Genomic DNA, 14372 nt, shown 5'->3' with positions numbered 1-14372 from the left:
ATCAGTGGGGAAGCGCTAAACCTGATATTCCTGTGCTACGTTTAATATTAATCATCTTTTTTTACCGTAACTGGCATTAAGGGCAAGTCCCTGCATTTAATGCGTTTTTTTGCTTCATTCACTCTCGTGTTGGTTATAAAAAGGATGCTCGATATGTATAAAAATATTCTCGTTCCGGTGGATGTCTACGAGACAAGCCTGGCGGATAAAGCGTTGCAGCATGCACAGTTTCTGGCGCAAAGCGCATCGGGTGACATTCATCTGCTGCACGTCATGCCCAAATTTTCAGCCGAACTGACGCGTGGTTTTATTTCCGATGCGCGCAAAATGGATGAATATATGATTAATAATTCGAAAGAAAAGCTGTCTGACCTGGTCAAAAAATTGAATCTGCCAGAAGAACGGGTTCATCTCCACGTCCGTAGCGGAAATGTTCGTGATGAGGTTATTAAGCTGGCGGATGAACTTACCGTCGGCGCGATTATCGTCGGCTCCCGCAATCCCAATATTCAAACCCATTTGTTAGGTTCAGAGGCGGCAAGTATTGTTCGTTACGCACATGTTCCTGTTTTCGTTATTCGTTAATTACAGAGAAGCAAGGTGATTTCTGAATAGAACCTGAGGAAGGAACGATGAAAACAGGAAAACCTGAACGTCCGTACTATCAACAAACCGTTGACGAAACCCTGTCGAATATCCACTCCACCCTGGAAGGCCTTAGCGGCACTGAGGCATCAGCCCGACTTCAGCAGCACGGTGAGAATGCGTTACCGCAAAAAAAGGGTAAACCCGCCTGGCTGCGCTTCCTGGCGCATTTTAACGACGTATTGATTTACGTTCTGCTGGTGGCCGCGTTGCTTAAGCTCTTTATGGGCCACTGGGTAGACATGTTTGTGATCCTTGGTGTTGCCATCATTAACGCGCTGATTGGCCATATTCAGGAGAGCAATGCTGAAAAATCGTTGCAGAGTATTCGCAATATGCTCTCCAGCGAAGCCGTGGTGGTACGACAGGGGAATCATGAAACGATCCCCACTACGGCGCTGGTCCCGGGAGATATCGTGGTGATCCGCGCCGGGGATCGTATCCCTGCGGACCTGCGCGTGATTGAAGCGCATAACCTTCGCGTGGAGGAGGCCATCCTGACCGGCGAATCCACCGTTGTTGAGAAAAACAGCGATGCGTTAAGCGGGGAACTGCCTTTAGGTGACCGGTATAATCTGCTCTACTCAGGCACCACCGTCAGCTCCGGCGGCGGTAAAGGCGTGGTGGTGGCTACCGGGGGCGAGACCGAGCTGGGCCACATCAATCAGATGATGTCCGACATTGAAAAGCACCGCACGCCGCTGATGGTGCAGATGGATAAGCTCGGTAAGACCATCTTCATCACTATCCTGGTGATGATGGTGGCGCTGTTTGTCTTTAGCCTCCTGTTCCGGGATATGCCGGTTTCTGAACTGGTACTGTCGCTTATTAGCCTCGCCGTTGCCGCCGTACCGGAAGGCCTGCCGGCCATCATCTCCATCATCCTTTCGCTTGGCGTACAGGCCATGGCGCGTCGCAAGGCCATCATTCGCAAGCTGCCTACGGTGGAAACGCTGGGCGCGATGACGGTCATCTGCTCGGATAAAACCGGCACCCTGACGATGAATGAAATGACGGTCAAAGCGGTGATTACCGCTGACACGACCTATCGCGTGGAGGGCGACAGCTACGAACCGGTGGGGAATATTCACCCCGTAGATGACCCGACGCCCGTCAGCGTGACGCAGGGTTCCCTGCTGGAACGCTATCTTCGCACCATCGATCTCTGTAATGACAGCCAGCTGATCAAAGACGAGCAGGGGCTGTGGAAAATCACCGGGGGCCCAACCGAGGGCGCGCTGAAGGTGCTGGCGGCGAAAATTCCGCTCCCACCGCTCGATACCGAAATGCGCAGCAAAATCCCGTTTGATTCGCAGTATAAATACATGTCCACGCTATACCGGCTGGGCGATGAAGAGGCGATTTTAATCACCGGCGCGCCGGACGTTCTGTTCCGCCTCTGCCAGTACCAGCAGACGAATGACGGGCTGCAGCCGTTCGATCAGCCCTATTGGGAAGGGAAGATTGAAGAGTATGCCCGGGAAGGTCTGCGCATGGTGGCCGCGGCCTGGAAACCTGCCCGCGAGGGACAGCGCGAGCTGGATCACCCGGACCTGCATGACGGCGTGATCCTGCTGGGCATTGCCGGAATGATGGATCCACCGCGTCCGGAGGCCATTACCGCCATTGCCGACTGTCTGCAGGCCGGGATCCGCGTGAAAATGATCACCGGCGACCACCCGCAAACGGCAATGAGCATTGGGCAAATGTTGGGGATTGGTAACGCCGCAAGCGCTATCACCGGACGTGAGCTGGAGGCGATGGACGACCGTCAGCTGAGCGATGCCGCGCAGCAGTACGATATTTTCGCCCGAACCAGCCCGGAGGATAAATTCCGCCTCGTGCAGGCCCTGCAAAGTAAGCAGGAAGTCGTGGGCATGACCGGGGATGGCGTAAATGATGCCCCGGCGCTCAAGCGGGCGGATGTGGGTATCGCCATGGGAATTAAGGGGACGGAAGTGACCAAGGAAGCCGCCGACATGGTGTTAACGGATGACAACTTTGCCACCATTGCCAGCGCGGTGCACGAGGGACGCCGGGTTTACGACAACCTGAAAAAGACCATTCTGTTCGTTATCCCCAGTAACATCGCGCAGGCTCTGCTGATCATCATCGCGCTGCTGGCGGGGAACCTGATCCCGCTGACGCCGGTCCTGATCCTGTGGATGAACATGGCGACGTCGGCGACCCTGTCGTTTGGACTGGCATTTGAAGCGGGTGAGAAGGACATCATGAACCGGCCACCGCGCAAGGCGAATCTCCATGTGATGGACGGCTATGCCATCTGGCGCGTGGTGTTTGTCGGTCTGATGATTGCCATTAGCGCCTTCGTGCTGGAAGCCTGGCTACAGCCGCGCGGCTACTCGGCGGAGTTTATCCGCACCGTGCTGCTGCAAACCCTGGTGACCGCGCAGTGGTTCTACATGCTCAACTGCCGCGTTAATGATGGCTTCTCGCTGAGCAAAGGCCTGCTGGCGAACAAAGGGATTTGGATCGTGAGCGGCGTACTGCTGGCGCTACAGCTTCTTATCATCTACGCACCGTTCATGCAGATGCTGTTTGGCACCGAAGCGCTGCCGTTCCGCTACTGGGTCATCACCTTCCTGATTGGTTTTGTGATGTTCCTTATTGTCGAGGCGGAGAAAGTGCTGACCCGCAGGTGGCGCAAAACCGAGGCGTGATAGCGTAAACTGAGAAAGCCTGCCTGAGTCCGGGCTTTCTCTTTTTTGAGCGCAGAAAACTATGATTCGACTGACCTGGTTCGTCCTTACGCTGTGTGCCGCTGTTCCCGGCGCGTTTGCCGTAACCTATACACTCCCGCCGGAAGGCAGTCGTCTGGTGGGAACCCCGATTGTCATCACCGTTCCCGAAGGCAATACGCTGCCTCTGGAAGCCTTTGCCGCGCAGTATGGGCAGGGGCTGAGCAACCTGCTGGAAGCGAATCCGGGCGTGGATCCTTTTTTACCCAAACCCGGCACCCGGCTGGTTATACCCCAGCAGCTGATTTTGCCTGACACCGTCCGCGAGGGCATTATCGTGAATGCGGCGGAAATGCGCCTCTACTACTACCCGCCTGGCGGCAATACCGTTGAAGTGCTGCCCATCGGCATCGGTCAGGCCGGGCGTGAAACCCCGCGTAACTGGGTGACGGCCGTTGAGCGTAAGCAGGAGGGGCCAACCTGGTCTCCGACGCCGAATACGCGCCGTGCCTATGCGGCGGAAGGGAAAACGCTGCCGGCATTCGTGCCCGCCGGGCCGGATAACCCGATGGGCCTGTATGCGATTTATATCGGAAGGCTGTATGCCATTCACGGCACCAACTCGAATTTCGGCATCGGGCTGCGGGTGAGCCAGGGCTGTATCCGTCTGCGCAATAACGACATCAAGTATCTTTTCGATAACGTTCCCGTAGGTACCCGCGTGCAGCTTATCGATCGGCCTGTAAAGATGACCACGGAGCCGGACGGCAGCCGATGGGTGGAAGTTCACGAGCCATTATCACGTAACCGTGCGGAGTTTGAATCAACCCGCAAGGTGCCGCTGCCCATCTCCGCCGCGCAGCGGACGCAGCTGATAAACGAGGGGGCAGGAGCCGAACTGGAACGGCGGTCGGGGATGCCGGTTAAGATTGGCATGTGAGGGCCATCTTTCCAGGCACAGAAAAGCAAAAAGCCTGCTTTAAAAGCAGGCTTTTCAAATTTGGCTCCCCAGAATCAGGGAGTAAGGGGCAAATTTAATACACAACGATAAATAGTTGATGATATTCTTGACGTATTTCCCCTTCCGCAAGGAAAAGCTAATGAGTGCACTTTCTCTCTGTATTGAATGCTGGCGCAATATTACCGACCAGACCTATGACTTTTCCTTACAGTATCGATATCGCTTTAATCAGGAAAAATCCGTTATAGAAGTTTCTCCCCGGGATGACGCTGTTCCGGTCAATTTTTTTGGCGTCAATGCTGAAGTGGTCTGCCTGACTGGAATAAATGGCAGCGGTAAAACTGCTGTCATGGGCATGCTAAATCTAACAGGGATGAAATTAGAGCGGGGGCAGCGTGTAGATACTGGCGAGCAGGCAATGCGACAGGCTTTCACCTATATTTTTAAACATTCAGCGTGTCTGTATGTGATACAGGTAAAACAGGGTGTGATTATCAATTTATGGAAAGCGCGTTGCAATGACGTCGTTGGCTCAATGGCGCTCCACTGTGAATCTATATCATCAACACCTATCGCTAACACCTGGTATTACGCATCAAATAACGTTCAGTTGAGCGTTGCGTTCAGTAAAATTTCCCGCCACGATTTATCGATTGCGCAACGCCGTCGATATAATAGCTATGCAGCTCCCTATGAAATTTATCATGCCTACCAGGCAATGGATTATTTTGAACTAAGGGAGAGTATCGCTCCACGCTTTTATACCTGGCGTGTTCAGGCTTCCTGGTATCAACATTTTCAGGGAGTAGATGTAAAAATAAAACAAGTCAATCAGCGCTTCTCGAAGAACGTTTATTTGGCTTCGCTTGTTGTATTGAAGCTTTTTTGGTTGATGGTGAGTTATGCCGAAGAAAACACAGGTTTCTGGAAAGAGGCTAATGTATCATTACAGCTACTGGATATCATTCCTGAGCGTATGGAACTGCTTGAAGATATTGTTCAACTTAATTCAAATGCGAAAATACTTGAGTTGCTGGAGAAATTTGATCCATTGTGTCAATCTCTCTTTTTAATCGACACTTATACATTGGTGAAATTTTTATCATATATTCAAAAAGGCCGTAGTAGTCAAAAAGGTACCGTGCGGTACGAGTTTGGTCCTTCCGAAAATTATGAGATACCTTTTAACCATGTTCTTCCTGTTTTGCTGAAAATAATGATGCTGATGAGGGAGAAGGTCCCCGAATGTCGGTTTACGATTGATCCGCCCTTCAGCACCGGAGAATGGAAGCTCGTTGATCTTTATGCTACGCTACAACGTAAAGCTGAGGACGCCCGACTAAAATCTAAAAACATTCAGCTACTGCTTGATGAACCAGATTCTGATTTACATCCTAAACGACAGGCACGTTTAATTAAAACGGTGCTTGATATACTGTCTGCCTATCCAGACGTTTATTTTCAGCTCATCATCTCCAGCCACAACCCGATAGTGATTTCAGATTTGCCCCGGGCAAGTGTCATACCCGTTGCGCCAGGCCATGAAGAGCTGGGTAAAACATTTGGAAGTAATATTCATGATTTGTATAAACATCGCTTTTTTGTGGAGCAATCCGTTGGAGAGTTTGCCAGCAAAAAAATACGAGATGCGCTGAAGAATCCGGATATAGATGAAACAACATTACGCTTTTTGATATCTGAAGTCGGAGAGCCTGTTGTGACGTACGCGCTTCAACGCAAACTGGACAAACCCGCTCTGCTGGAGAGACGTGAAATTGAATACTTTATCTCACAGTTGACGGATGAACAGCGTGCTATGGTCAGAGGAAAACTTAGTGAGAAATGATACGGCTTTTCTTGAATGGTGCGTGCGAAGTAAATTCTTCGAAGAATTCAACAGACCATCACGAGGAAAGGATATACTGAGGGATACTATAATTGCCATTTTTTTCGCAGGGATAAAGGAAAATTATCTGGCATTTAACAACGCTATCGCCGAAATGCAGAAATGTAAAACATCGGCTGATAAACTTAAAAAGTTGCGAAGTATACTTCAGAATCCGCAGTTTTCATGCGTGAGAGCTGCATTTCTAATTTCCCCATGGCAAAAAAAAGTATTAAGTGCCCAAAGCGTTTCTTTTGAGAAGGCGCTTACAAGTCTACCTGCGGCTTATAAAGTGGTTTTTGATGACTGGATGAAAGAAAATTATACTTGTTTTCGAGATTCAGTTTCAGCACCGCGTTTTGCCGGAGCATTAAATACCCCTGTTTGCCCATACTGTGATAAAGCCTTTCTGGATGTTACTAAAAAATTTTACGGTGAGCTTGATCATTATTTGGATAAATCAACGTACAGCTATTATGCCTTGAACATCTATAACTTTGTCCCGGTATGCGCTGTTTGTAATAAGAAGAAAAGCAAAAAGAAACTTGAGCATTTCCATCCCATGAATGAAACTCTTGACTCAGTTTTTCAGTTTTGTTTATCTGATAGCGACAGAGTTATTGCGCTCTCAAATTACCAGGTGTTAAACGTAAAGATAAAACAGCGTTTCCTGGTGGGAAAATCTGATGCGCTAAAGGAGCTAAATGAGACGTTTGCGCTTGATGATCGTTATGAGAACATGACAGCAGTGGTGGATTATCTGGCACAGCTTAAACGTATTTACACATCAGACTGGCTTAAGGAGTTGCAGTCTATGTATGACCTCACCTTTACTCAGACAGAACTCAGACAATTGCTGCTGGGTCAGTTTAATTTCAGCCAGCCGTCGGTTCGATTACAACCGTTAACCAAGCTTATTGACGATCTGGTAAGAGATCTGGACGTGTTTAACGATAACATTCTGGACTAACTCACAGCCGTAGACATATTCTGACCAGACAAAGAGGCCTCTTCAAAGGCCTCCAGACGGTCTCACCCGAAACGGAAAAAGCCTGCTTTAAAAGCAGGCTTTTCAAATTTGGCTCCTCTGACTGGACTCGAACCAGTGACATACGGATTAACAGTCCGCCGTTCTACCGACTGAACTACAGAGGAATCGTGTGAACGGGGCGCATATTATCGACCTGCGTTCGCCTTGTCAAAGGGTGGATCAACGCCTTTTGATCGTTTGCTGACAAAATCGGCAAAGTGATGTTTTTGGCAGCGGAATGCACCGTCATGGTGCGGGTATACCCCTAATGGGGCAGATCATAAACTGCTGTTTCGGTAATAATACCCCCCTCCATGATTAGGTTTCCTTATTTTCAGGCGCTTAGCGAACAATTCAGACCGCCTGGTAAAAGTGGCATTCATATTGCAAAACCTGTTCAACAACGACAGCCGGTTCCGGCACAGCATTTCGAACAGGGGGCAAAATGAACTTAAGACGACTGAAATACTTCGTAAAAATCGTCGATATCGGCAGCCTGACTCAAGCGGCAGAAGTGCTGCATATCGCGCAGCCTGCGCTGAGCCAGCAGGTGGCTACTCTGGAAGGCGAGATGGATCAGCAGTTACTGATTCGCACCAAACGCGGCGTTACGCCAACGGAAGCAGGTAAGATCCTGTATACCCATGCGCGCACCATCCTCCGCCAGTGTGAACAGGCGCAGCTCGCGGTGAATAACGTGGGCCAGACCCTGAGCGGGCACGTTTCTATCGGCCTGGCGCCGGGAACGGCCGCGTCCTCTATTACCATGCCGCTGCTGCAGGCCGTCCGCGCCGAGCTGCCTGAGGTGCTGGTATACCTGCACGAAAACAGCGGCTCCATGCTGAATGACAAACTGCTCAACGGCCAGCTGGATATGGCGGTCCTTTACGATCGCTCCCCGGTCGCCGGCATTACCAGCCAGCCGCTGCTGAAAGAAGATCTCTACCTCGTGGGCACCCGCGACTGTCCGGGCCAGAGCGTAGACCTTACCGCCGTGGCAGAGATGAACCTTTATCTGCCGCGCGACTACAGCGCCGTGCGCGTGCGCGTGGACGAAGCGTTCTCCCTGCGCCGTCTGACGGCCAAAATCATCGGTGAAATCGACTCGATCTCCACGCTGACCGCAGCCATTGCCAGCGGAATGGGCGTGACGGTTCTGCCAGAATCTGCAGCCCGCTCGCTGTGCAGCGCGGCGAACGGCTGGATGGCACGCATCACCACGCCTTCCATGAGCCTGCCGCTGTCGCTGAACATGTCTGCACGCGGTTCGCTGACGCCGCAGGCGCAGGCGGTAAAAGAGATTTTGATGTCGCTGGTCAGCAAGCCGTCGCTTGAGAATCGTGAACTTCAGCTCGTGAGCTGATATTCCATAAAAGCATAAGATGCTGGTTTTTATTATTTGTTCTGCAGCGCGGCTGACTCTAACAATAGAGCTATGTCAGATGCGCCGGAGTGAATCGTGAATTTCCAGCAACTTAAAATTATCCGTGAGGCGGCCAGGCGGGACTACAACCTGACCGAGGTCGCCAATATGCTCTATACCTCTCAGTCCGGTGTCAGCCGCCACATCCGCGAGCTGGAAGAGGAGCTGGGCATAGAGATCTTTATCCGTCGCGGCAAGCGGCTGCTCGGCATGACGGAGCCGGGTAAGGCTTTGCTCACCATTGCAGAGCGGATCCTCAACGAGGCCAGCAACGTGCGTCGTCTGGCGGATCTCTTCACCAATGACGCCTCGGGCGTACTCACCATCGCCACCACCCACACCCAGGCGCGCTACAGCCTGCCGCCGGTTATCAAAGCGTTCCGCGAACTTTTCCCCGACGTCCGTCTGGAGCTCATCCAGGGCACGCCGCAGGAAATCGAAGTGCTGCTGCAAAACGGTGGGGCGGATATCGGCATCGCCAGCGAACGCCTGAGCAACGACCCGCTGCTGGTGGCGTTCCCCTGGTTCCGCTGGTACCACAGCTTATTACTTCCGGTCGACCATCCGCTGAATCAGGTTTCCCCTCTGTCGCTGGAAGACATTGCGAAATGGCCGCTGATTACCTACCGCCAGGGGATCACCGGACGCTCGCGCATTGATGAAGCCTTCAACCGCAAAGGGCTAACGCCGGACGTGGTGCTGAGCGCACAGGATTCTGACGTGATCAAAACCTACGTCGAGCTGGGTCTGGGCATTGGTCTGGTGGCGGAACAGTCCAGCGGAGAACGCGAGGACGGGAACCTGGTGCGTCTTGATACGCGTCACCTGTTTGATGCCAACACCGTATGGCTTGGCCTGAAGCGCGGGCAGCTGCAGCGCAACTACGTGTGGCGCTTTATCGAGCTCTGCAACGCCGGGCTGTCGGTGGATGAGATTAAACGCCAGGTGATGGAACCGGAAGAAGTGGCGATTGATTATCAGATTTAGGCGCTGGCCTGCCCGGTAGCGCTGAACTGACCGGGCTCGTCATTTAGTTGAACGGATATTTTTTAAAAAATGCCTGTGATTCGAATGATTCGGCAAACGCCTGAATCTCTCTAAAATCCGCTACGTTAACGACGTGCGGGATCATCGACTGAATAAACGTCCAGACAACCGTACTCGTGACGGCAACCTGATCGGGAGTTGCGGTCGCCGGACGCGTCTCCAGTAAGGTATTCCATTCCCTGCAGGCCGCCAGCAGCTGAATTGTAATGCGTTCGACCCATAAGGCGTGCTGCTTTTCCGCCGGACGCTGGTTGTGCTCATACACATTTTGCACCGCTTTTTCAGCGGCGGCGAGGATAAAGCCCAGCGTCTGAAGATCCTTTGCCAGCGCATCCGGCGCGACGGGCAGGAGTTTCCGCTCGGAGGCAGCTTGAGCCTCAAAATAATTCAGTATCAGCGAAGAGTCCATCAGCCGTATTCCGTTATCCAGAATCAGCGTTGGCGCTTTTACAGCCGGGTTGATCCGGGAGAACGCGTTGAAGGTGCTAAAGACTGACAGCGGCTGGCTTTCAAACTCAACGCCATAAAGCTCAAGGGAGATCGCCACGCGCCGTACATAAGGTGAATCCATCATGCCAACAAGCTTAATCATCTTTCCCGTTTTCCTGTCTCCGTGAAAGAACGCGTCATTGAAAAGGATGACCCGACATTACAATACAATTTGCATGGCGAATATCTTCAGTATCTTACCGTAAGGGTTAGTATTACTGACATATGGTCAGGTTGCGGCTGTATATCCAGCGCAGATAAGGAAGTGCTTTCATGTCGGATTTTCCACCCATCGCCAGTTTACGAAGCGTTGAACCACATCGCGGATGCCACCCGGCTCGTACAGGTGAAGCCGAGAAAGCAGGAGCTGACGCTGGCGATGGTGCCGTCATTTAGATGCCACTGGTTATTACCGCGTCTGGCTCGTTTTCGGGCGAAATATCCGCTTATCACCCTTCGGATCCAGGCCAGCCTGACGGTCACCAGCCTGCAGCAGGAAGGGATAGACATCGCGATACGGATGGGGCAGGGGAACTGAGAAGGGAGTGAAAGCCATTACCTTTTTTCCGACGAACTCATTGTGGTGGCCGCACCTGGCTATAACGACGGTGTGCTGCCCGCTACGCCAGCGAAGATTGCAAAGAGTCATATTATTTTCTCTATGGAGTCGTGGAAAACGTGGTGCATGAATGCGGGTCTTGAGAAAGAGATCGTGCCTGACGGTTTATGCATTAACGACTCCAATATCATTATCGAAGCCGTTCGGCTCGGGAAAGGTATCGCGCTGGAGCGTCGCTCTCTGGTTCAGGATGCCATCACCCGGAGCGAACTGGTCCAGCTAACCTCCATCACCGCACCATATCCCTGGCCTTACTGGTTGGTAACGGCGCAGTCAACGGAGGCGAAGCCGGAGGTGACACTCTTTAAGGCATGGCTGGAGGAGGAAGTGGCGGCCTGGAGGCAGTTGGTGGGCTGCTGAACTTTTTTCGATGCTGCTCGTAACAAAATGAATTTCAGATAAGGGATACATCGAATTACTCCGGCACGCATTCAGTATTTCCGTAACCCCACAAGATTCCGCTTTTCCATCTCTGCATAATCATCGCTATAGCTTTGCATGTATATAGCTTTTGATCTATATTGAATGGGAGGTCTTGTGTGGGCAATTAACACGACGGACAGGTTTGATCGCTGGTTCACTTCGCTTGACGATACCGAACGCGCCAGCGTACTTGCAGCGCTGCTGGTTTTGCGAGAGAAGGGCCCGGGTTTATCGAGACCCTACGCTGATACGCTTAAAGGCTCTCGTCACAGCAACATGAAAGAGCTACGTATTCAGAGTAAGGGCGATCCCTTGCGGGCGTTTTTCGCCTTTGATCCAAACCGAATGGGGATCGTGCTTTGTGCGGGCAATAAGGTCGGCAATGAAAGGCGATTCTACGATGAGATGCTTCTCGTTGCTGACCGGGAATTCACTCACTGGCTGAATACATTAAAAGAGAGGGAATAGCGCGATGGGAAGAACCCTTGAGCAGCTTATAGCGGATGAAAAGCCGGAGGTTGTCGCCAGCGCTCAGGCGATAGCAACGGATATTTTGCTCAACATTCATCTTGCTGAGTTACGCGAGAAAGTACAAAAAACGCAGGTAGAAATGGCGCAGGCGTTGGGTATCAGGCAACCTACCGTTGCGGTAATGGAAAAGCCCGGGCGCGATTTGAAACTCTCTTCTCTCAAGCGCTACGTTGAGGCTGCGGGCGGAAAGCTGCGGCTTGATGTGGAGCTGCCGGATGGCTCGCACTATGAGTTTGTGCTGTAGGGCAGAAAAGCATAAAGCCTGCTTCAAAACCGCCAGCATGACCGTCACTCGGCGGTGATGAGCGAATAGATGCAGTTACTTATGGGTAGAAGTGGGGACATGCTGCCGCATCAATTCAACGATCCAATCAATAAAAACGCGCAGCTTGGCGTTAACGTGGCGGTTCGGCGGAAAGGCCAGATACAGGGGCATTGGATCAATACGCCAGTCTTCAAATAGCGGAATCAAGGAGCCACAAGCCTGATGTGCTGCCGCCATATAAACGGGTAGCGCAATCACGCCTAATCCCGCGAGCCCGGCTTCGAGGTAGGCGTTGCCATCATCCACAGCAAGCACGTAGCTGCCCGTGATTTCCAAATGTTCACTCTCACAGCGCAGTACCAGAGGATCAACCTTACCGGTGCGTGAGGACAAGAATCCAACTATGCGATGGTCCGTGTTCTCCAGCTCTCGCGGATGCGCAGGGACGCCTAGGCGTTCCACATAGCTCGGCGCGACGTAAACACCGATTTGCAAATCGCCAACATGGCGTGCGATCAGGGACTGATCGTTGATTTCACCGCCTCGCAGGACGCAATCCACGTTATCGCCGATCAGATCCACCACCCGGTCACTCACCCCCATGTCGAACTGGATATCAGGGTAGCGCGCGTGAAAAGCCGGTAGCGCGGGCACCAGCACAAGGCGGGCGAGGGGAGTGGGCACATCTACCCGTAGCCTTCCCCTGGGCGCTTTCGCCGAACTGGACAGGCTGTTTTCAGCATCTTCCATGTCCGCCAGCAGGCGGATGACGCGTTCGTAGTAGACCGCGCCATCAGGAGTGACGCCGAGCCTGCGGGTGGTGCGATGGAGCAGCTTGACGCGTAGGCGCGCTTCAAGCTGCTGAATAAGCTGCGTCACCGTGGTTTTGCTCATGTGAAGCGTTTGGGCAGCCTTGGTGAAACTGCCTGCCTCCACCACGCGAGCAAAGGCGCGCATCGCATCGAAACGATCCATCCTTTGTCCTCTCTTTTCATCGATTGTTTGGATATTACAAACAATGATGGACAAAGTCGCTTGTTTATCCGCCCGAGTTGGCACCTGTAAAGTGCCTTTATGTTCAGCGGGCAGATTTCGCCCCATTACAGAGGCACAAACATGACAACACGCGAAGCCGTTTTTCCCTTCGGTCGGCAGGCGCTCTACGAGCGCAACCGGTATTCACCGGCCATCAAATCTAACGGCTTCCTGTTTGTTTCGGGGCAGGTTGGTAGCCGGGAGGATGGTTCGCCTGAAGAGGATCTCAACGCGCAGATCCGGCTGGCATTCGATAACCTTAATGCTGTCCTCACGGCTGCGGGCTGCACGTTCGATGACGTGGTTGACGTTACCCTCTTTGTCGTCGATCCCGAGTCAAACCTCGACGCTATCTGGAGTATCCTGCCAGAATATTGGGGGGAAGCGCCTTACCCGACGTTGACCGGGATCGGCGTGACGTGGCTGTACGGATTCCAGTTTGAGATTAAGGTGATTGCCAGGCTGCCCTAAGGGTTATGGGTCTTTGCCCTTCGATGGATAAGGGCTTTATGGACACTTAAATACGAAAAGGAAATCACCATGAATCTGATGAATAATTGCGCACCTCCCGCCATGAATGTTATATTAAAATATAATATTCGGAGGTGCGCTATGTATACAACTCGTCTGAAAAAGGTCGGCGGATCCATCATGCTGGCGGTTCCTCCCGCCGTACTGAAAACGCTGGAGCTGTCGACGGACAGCGAAGTCGGCATGACTATTAATAATGGCTGCCTGATTATTGAACCCCAGAAGCGGCCTCACTATTCGCTTGAGGAACTGCTGGCGCAGTGCGATCCGCACGCTGAAATGAGCGAAGAGGATCGGGAATGGATCGATGCGCCTGCGGTGGGCAGGGAGATCCTGTAAATGGAAAGAGGGGAAATCTGGCTTGTTTCACTGGATCCGATTGCTGGCCACGAGCAAAGTGGAAAACGTCCGGTTCTTATCGTATCGAAGGCATCGTTTAACAAGCTGACCCGGCTACCGGTGGTGGTTCCCGTTACCAGCGGCGGAAACTTTGCACGTACAGCAGGTTTCACCGTTTCACTGGAAGGGGCGGGGACAAAAACAACGGGCGTTATTCGCTGCGACCAGCCCAGAACCATTGATATGGCGGCCCGGAACGGCATGCGGCTGGAACGCATACCTGACGCCGTTGTAAATGAGGTGCTTGCCAGGCTGGATGCGATTCTGAATTAACATCAGTGACGCAGAAAAGCAAAAAGCCTGCTTCAAAAGCAGGCTTTTCAAATTTGGCTCCTCTGGCTGGGATTACCATTGCAAGTAACTAGCTAATAAAAAGCCAAATCGTAATCA

14 protein-coding genes, 1 tRNA gene and 1 pseudogene are annotated in these 14372 nt (G+C 52.3%); 13 read left to right on the top strand and 3 right to left on the bottom strand.

Annotated features, from left to right (window positions below):
* Positions 1–153: 153 nt before the first annotated feature.
* From F0320_RS13885 to F0320_RS13865, 5 genes are all read left to right on the top strand, one after another.
* Entirely contained in the window at positions 154–585 is a 432-nt protein-coding gene (locus tag F0320_RS13885; RefSeq protein WP_121424349.1) for a universal stress protein, read from the top strand.
* 47 nt (positions 586–632) lie between these two features.
* Positions 633–3326, top strand: coding sequence for a cation-transporting P-type ATPase (locus tag F0320_RS13880; RefSeq protein ID WP_126330287.1), 2694 nt, complete (start codon positions 633–635; stop codon positions 3324–3326).
* Positions 3327–3387: 61 nt separating this feature from the next.
* Positions 3388–4284, top strand: a complete 897-nt coding sequence (gene ldtA, locus F0320_RS13875) for a L,D-transpeptidase (RefSeq protein ID WP_149323934.1) — start codon at positions 3388–3390, stop codon at positions 4282–4284.
* 160 nt (positions 4285–4444) lie between these two features.
* Complete coding sequence (locus tag F0320_RS13870) at positions 4445–6151, top strand: AAA family ATPase (protein ID WP_185807260.1); 1707 nt, start codon at positions 4445–4447, stop codon at positions 6149–6151.
* Positions 6141–7160 carry a hypothetical protein gene (locus F0320_RS13865; RefSeq protein ID WP_126330281.1) on the top strand — a complete coding sequence of 340 codons (1020 nt, stop codon included), beginning with the start codon at positions 6141–6143 and terminating at the stop codon, positions 7158–7160. The genes F0320_RS13870 and F0320_RS13865 overlap by 11 nt, the downstream gene beginning before the upstream one ends.
* Positions 7161–7269: 109 nt before the next feature.
* Here the strand turns inward: F0320_RS13865 and F0320_RS13860 are convergent.
* Positions 7270–7345, bottom strand: a tRNA-Asn gene (locus F0320_RS13860).
* 320 nt (positions 7346–7665) lie between these two features.
* Between F0320_RS13860 and nac the strand changes: the two genes are divergently transcribed.
* Both nac and cbl read left to right on the top strand, forming a co-directional pair.
* Complete coding sequence (gene nac / locus F0320_RS13855; RefSeq protein WP_047652425.1) at positions 7666–8583, top strand: nitrogen assimilation transcriptional regulator NAC; 918 nt, start codon at positions 7666–7668, stop codon at positions 8581–8583.
* Between the two features lie 96 nt (positions 8584–8679).
* A complete protein-coding gene (gene cbl / locus F0320_RS13850) occupies positions 8680–9630 on the top strand; it encodes an HTH-type transcriptional regulator Cbl (protein ID WP_047652424.1) in 951 nt (316 codons plus the stop codon).
* A gap of 43 nt (positions 9631–9673) precedes the next feature.
* Here cbl and F0320_RS13845 read toward each other — a convergent pair whose 3' ends face one another.
* The gene (locus tag F0320_RS13845) at positions 9674–10282 is read right to left on the bottom strand and encodes a glutathione S-transferase family protein (RefSeq protein WP_126330277.1); all 609 of its coding nucleotides are present in this window, start codon (positions 10280–10282) and stop codon (positions 9674–9676) included.
* 195 nt (positions 10283–10477) lie between these two features.
* Here F0320_RS13845 and F0320_RS13840 point away from each other — a divergent pair.
* The 3 genes and pseudogenes from F0320_RS13840 to F0320_RS13830 form a co-directional block, all read left to right on the top strand.
* Positions 10478–11158: pseudogene (locus F0320_RS13840) on the top strand (LysR substrate-binding domain-containing protein); the annotation flags it as partial.
* A gap of 177 nt (positions 11159–11335) precedes the next feature.
* Entirely contained in the window at positions 11336–11689 is a 354-nt protein-coding gene (locus tag F0320_RS13835) for a type II toxin-antitoxin system RelE/ParE family toxin (protein ID WP_126330275.1), read from the top strand.
* Positions 11690–11693: 4 nt separating this feature from the next.
* Positions 11694–11996 carry an XRE family transcriptional regulator gene (locus tag F0320_RS13830; protein ID WP_029741460.1) on the top strand — a complete coding sequence of 101 codons (303 nt, stop codon included), beginning with the start codon at positions 11694–11696 and terminating at the stop codon, positions 11994–11996.
* Between the two features lie 75 nt (positions 11997–12071).
* Here the strand turns inward: F0320_RS13830 and F0320_RS13825 are convergent, their stop codons facing one another.
* Positions 12072–12992, bottom strand: coding sequence for a LysR family transcriptional regulator (locus F0320_RS13825; RefSeq protein ID WP_126330273.1), 921 nt, complete (start codon positions 12990–12992; stop codon positions 12072–12074).
* A gap of 141 nt (positions 12993–13133) precedes the next feature.
* Here F0320_RS13825 and F0320_RS13820 point away from each other — a divergent pair, with 141 nt between their 5' ends.
* The 3 genes from F0320_RS13820 (at position 13134) to F0320_RS13810 (ending at position 14255) form a co-directional block, all read left to right on the top strand.
* Positions 13134–13523 carry a RidA family protein gene (locus F0320_RS13820; RefSeq protein WP_109845238.1) on the top strand — a complete coding sequence of 130 codons (390 nt, stop codon included), beginning with the start codon at positions 13134–13136 and terminating at the stop codon, positions 13521–13523.
* A 141-nt stretch (positions 13524–13664) separates the two neighbouring features.
* Positions 13665–13922, top strand: a complete 258-nt coding sequence (locus F0320_RS13815; protein ID WP_126330271.1) for an AbrB/MazE/SpoVT family DNA-binding domain-containing protein — start codon at positions 13665–13667, stop codon at positions 13920–13922.
* Positions 13923–14255 carry a type II toxin-antitoxin system PemK/MazF family toxin gene (locus tag F0320_RS13810; RefSeq protein ID WP_126330270.1) on the top strand — a complete coding sequence of 111 codons (333 nt, stop codon included), beginning with the start codon at positions 13923–13925 and terminating at the stop codon, positions 14253–14255. It begins immediately after the preceding gene.
* Positions 14256–14372: the final 117 nt, after the last annotated feature.

The sequence above is a fragment of the Enterobacter dykesii genome (assembly GCF_008364625.2).
Classification (GTDB): Bacteria; Pseudomonadota; Gammaproteobacteria; order Enterobacterales; family Enterobacteriaceae; genus Enterobacter; species Enterobacter dykesii.
Note: the sequence above shows the minus strand (reverse complement) of the source record. Positions and strands in the feature narration are given on the sequence as shown.

What these genes read in the sequence shown, in the direction of transcription:
- F0320_RS13885 (WP_121424349.1), top strand. Translation starts at nt 154, where the DNA reads ATGTATAAAAATATTCTCGTTCCGGTGGATGTCTACGAGACAAGCCTG.
- F0320_RS13880 (WP_126330287.1), top strand. Translation starts at nt 633, where the DNA reads ATGAAAACAGGAAAACCTGAACGTCCGTACTATCAACAAACCGTTGAC.
- ldtA (WP_149323934.1), top strand. Translation starts at nt 3,388, where the DNA reads ATGATTCGACTGACCTGGTTCGTCCTTACGCTGTGTGCCGCTGTTCCC.
- F0320_RS13870 (WP_185807260.1), top strand. Translation starts at nt 4,445, where the DNA reads ATGAGTGCACTTTCTCTCTGTATTGAATGCTGGCGCAATATTACCGAC.
- nac (WP_047652425.1), top strand. Translation starts at nt 7,666, where the DNA reads ATGAACTTAAGACGACTGAAATACTTCGTAAAAATCGTCGATATCGGC.
- F0320_RS13845 (WP_126330277.1), bottom strand. Translation starts at nt 10,282, where the DNA reads ATGATTAAGCTTGTTGGCATGATGGATTCACCTTATGTACGGCGCGTG.
- F0320_RS13830 (WP_029741460.1), top strand. Translation starts at nt 11,694, where the DNA reads ATGGGAAGAACCCTTGAGCAGCTTATAGCGGATGAAAAGCCGGAGGTT.
- F0320_RS13825 (WP_126330273.1), bottom strand. Translation starts at nt 12,992, where the DNA reads ATGGATCGTTTCGATGCGATGCGCGCCTTTGCTCGCGTGGTGGAGGCA.
- F0320_RS13820 (WP_109845238.1), top strand. Translation starts at nt 13,134, where the DNA reads ATGACAACACGCGAAGCCGTTTTTCCCTTCGGTCGGCAGGCGCTCTAC.
- F0320_RS13815 (WP_126330271.1), top strand. Translation starts at nt 13,665, where the DNA reads ATGTATACAACTCGTCTGAAAAAGGTCGGCGGATCCATCATGCTGGCG.
- F0320_RS13810 (WP_126330270.1), top strand. Translation starts at nt 13,923, where the DNA reads ATGGAAAGAGGGGAAATCTGGCTTGTTTCACTGGATCCGATTGCTGGC.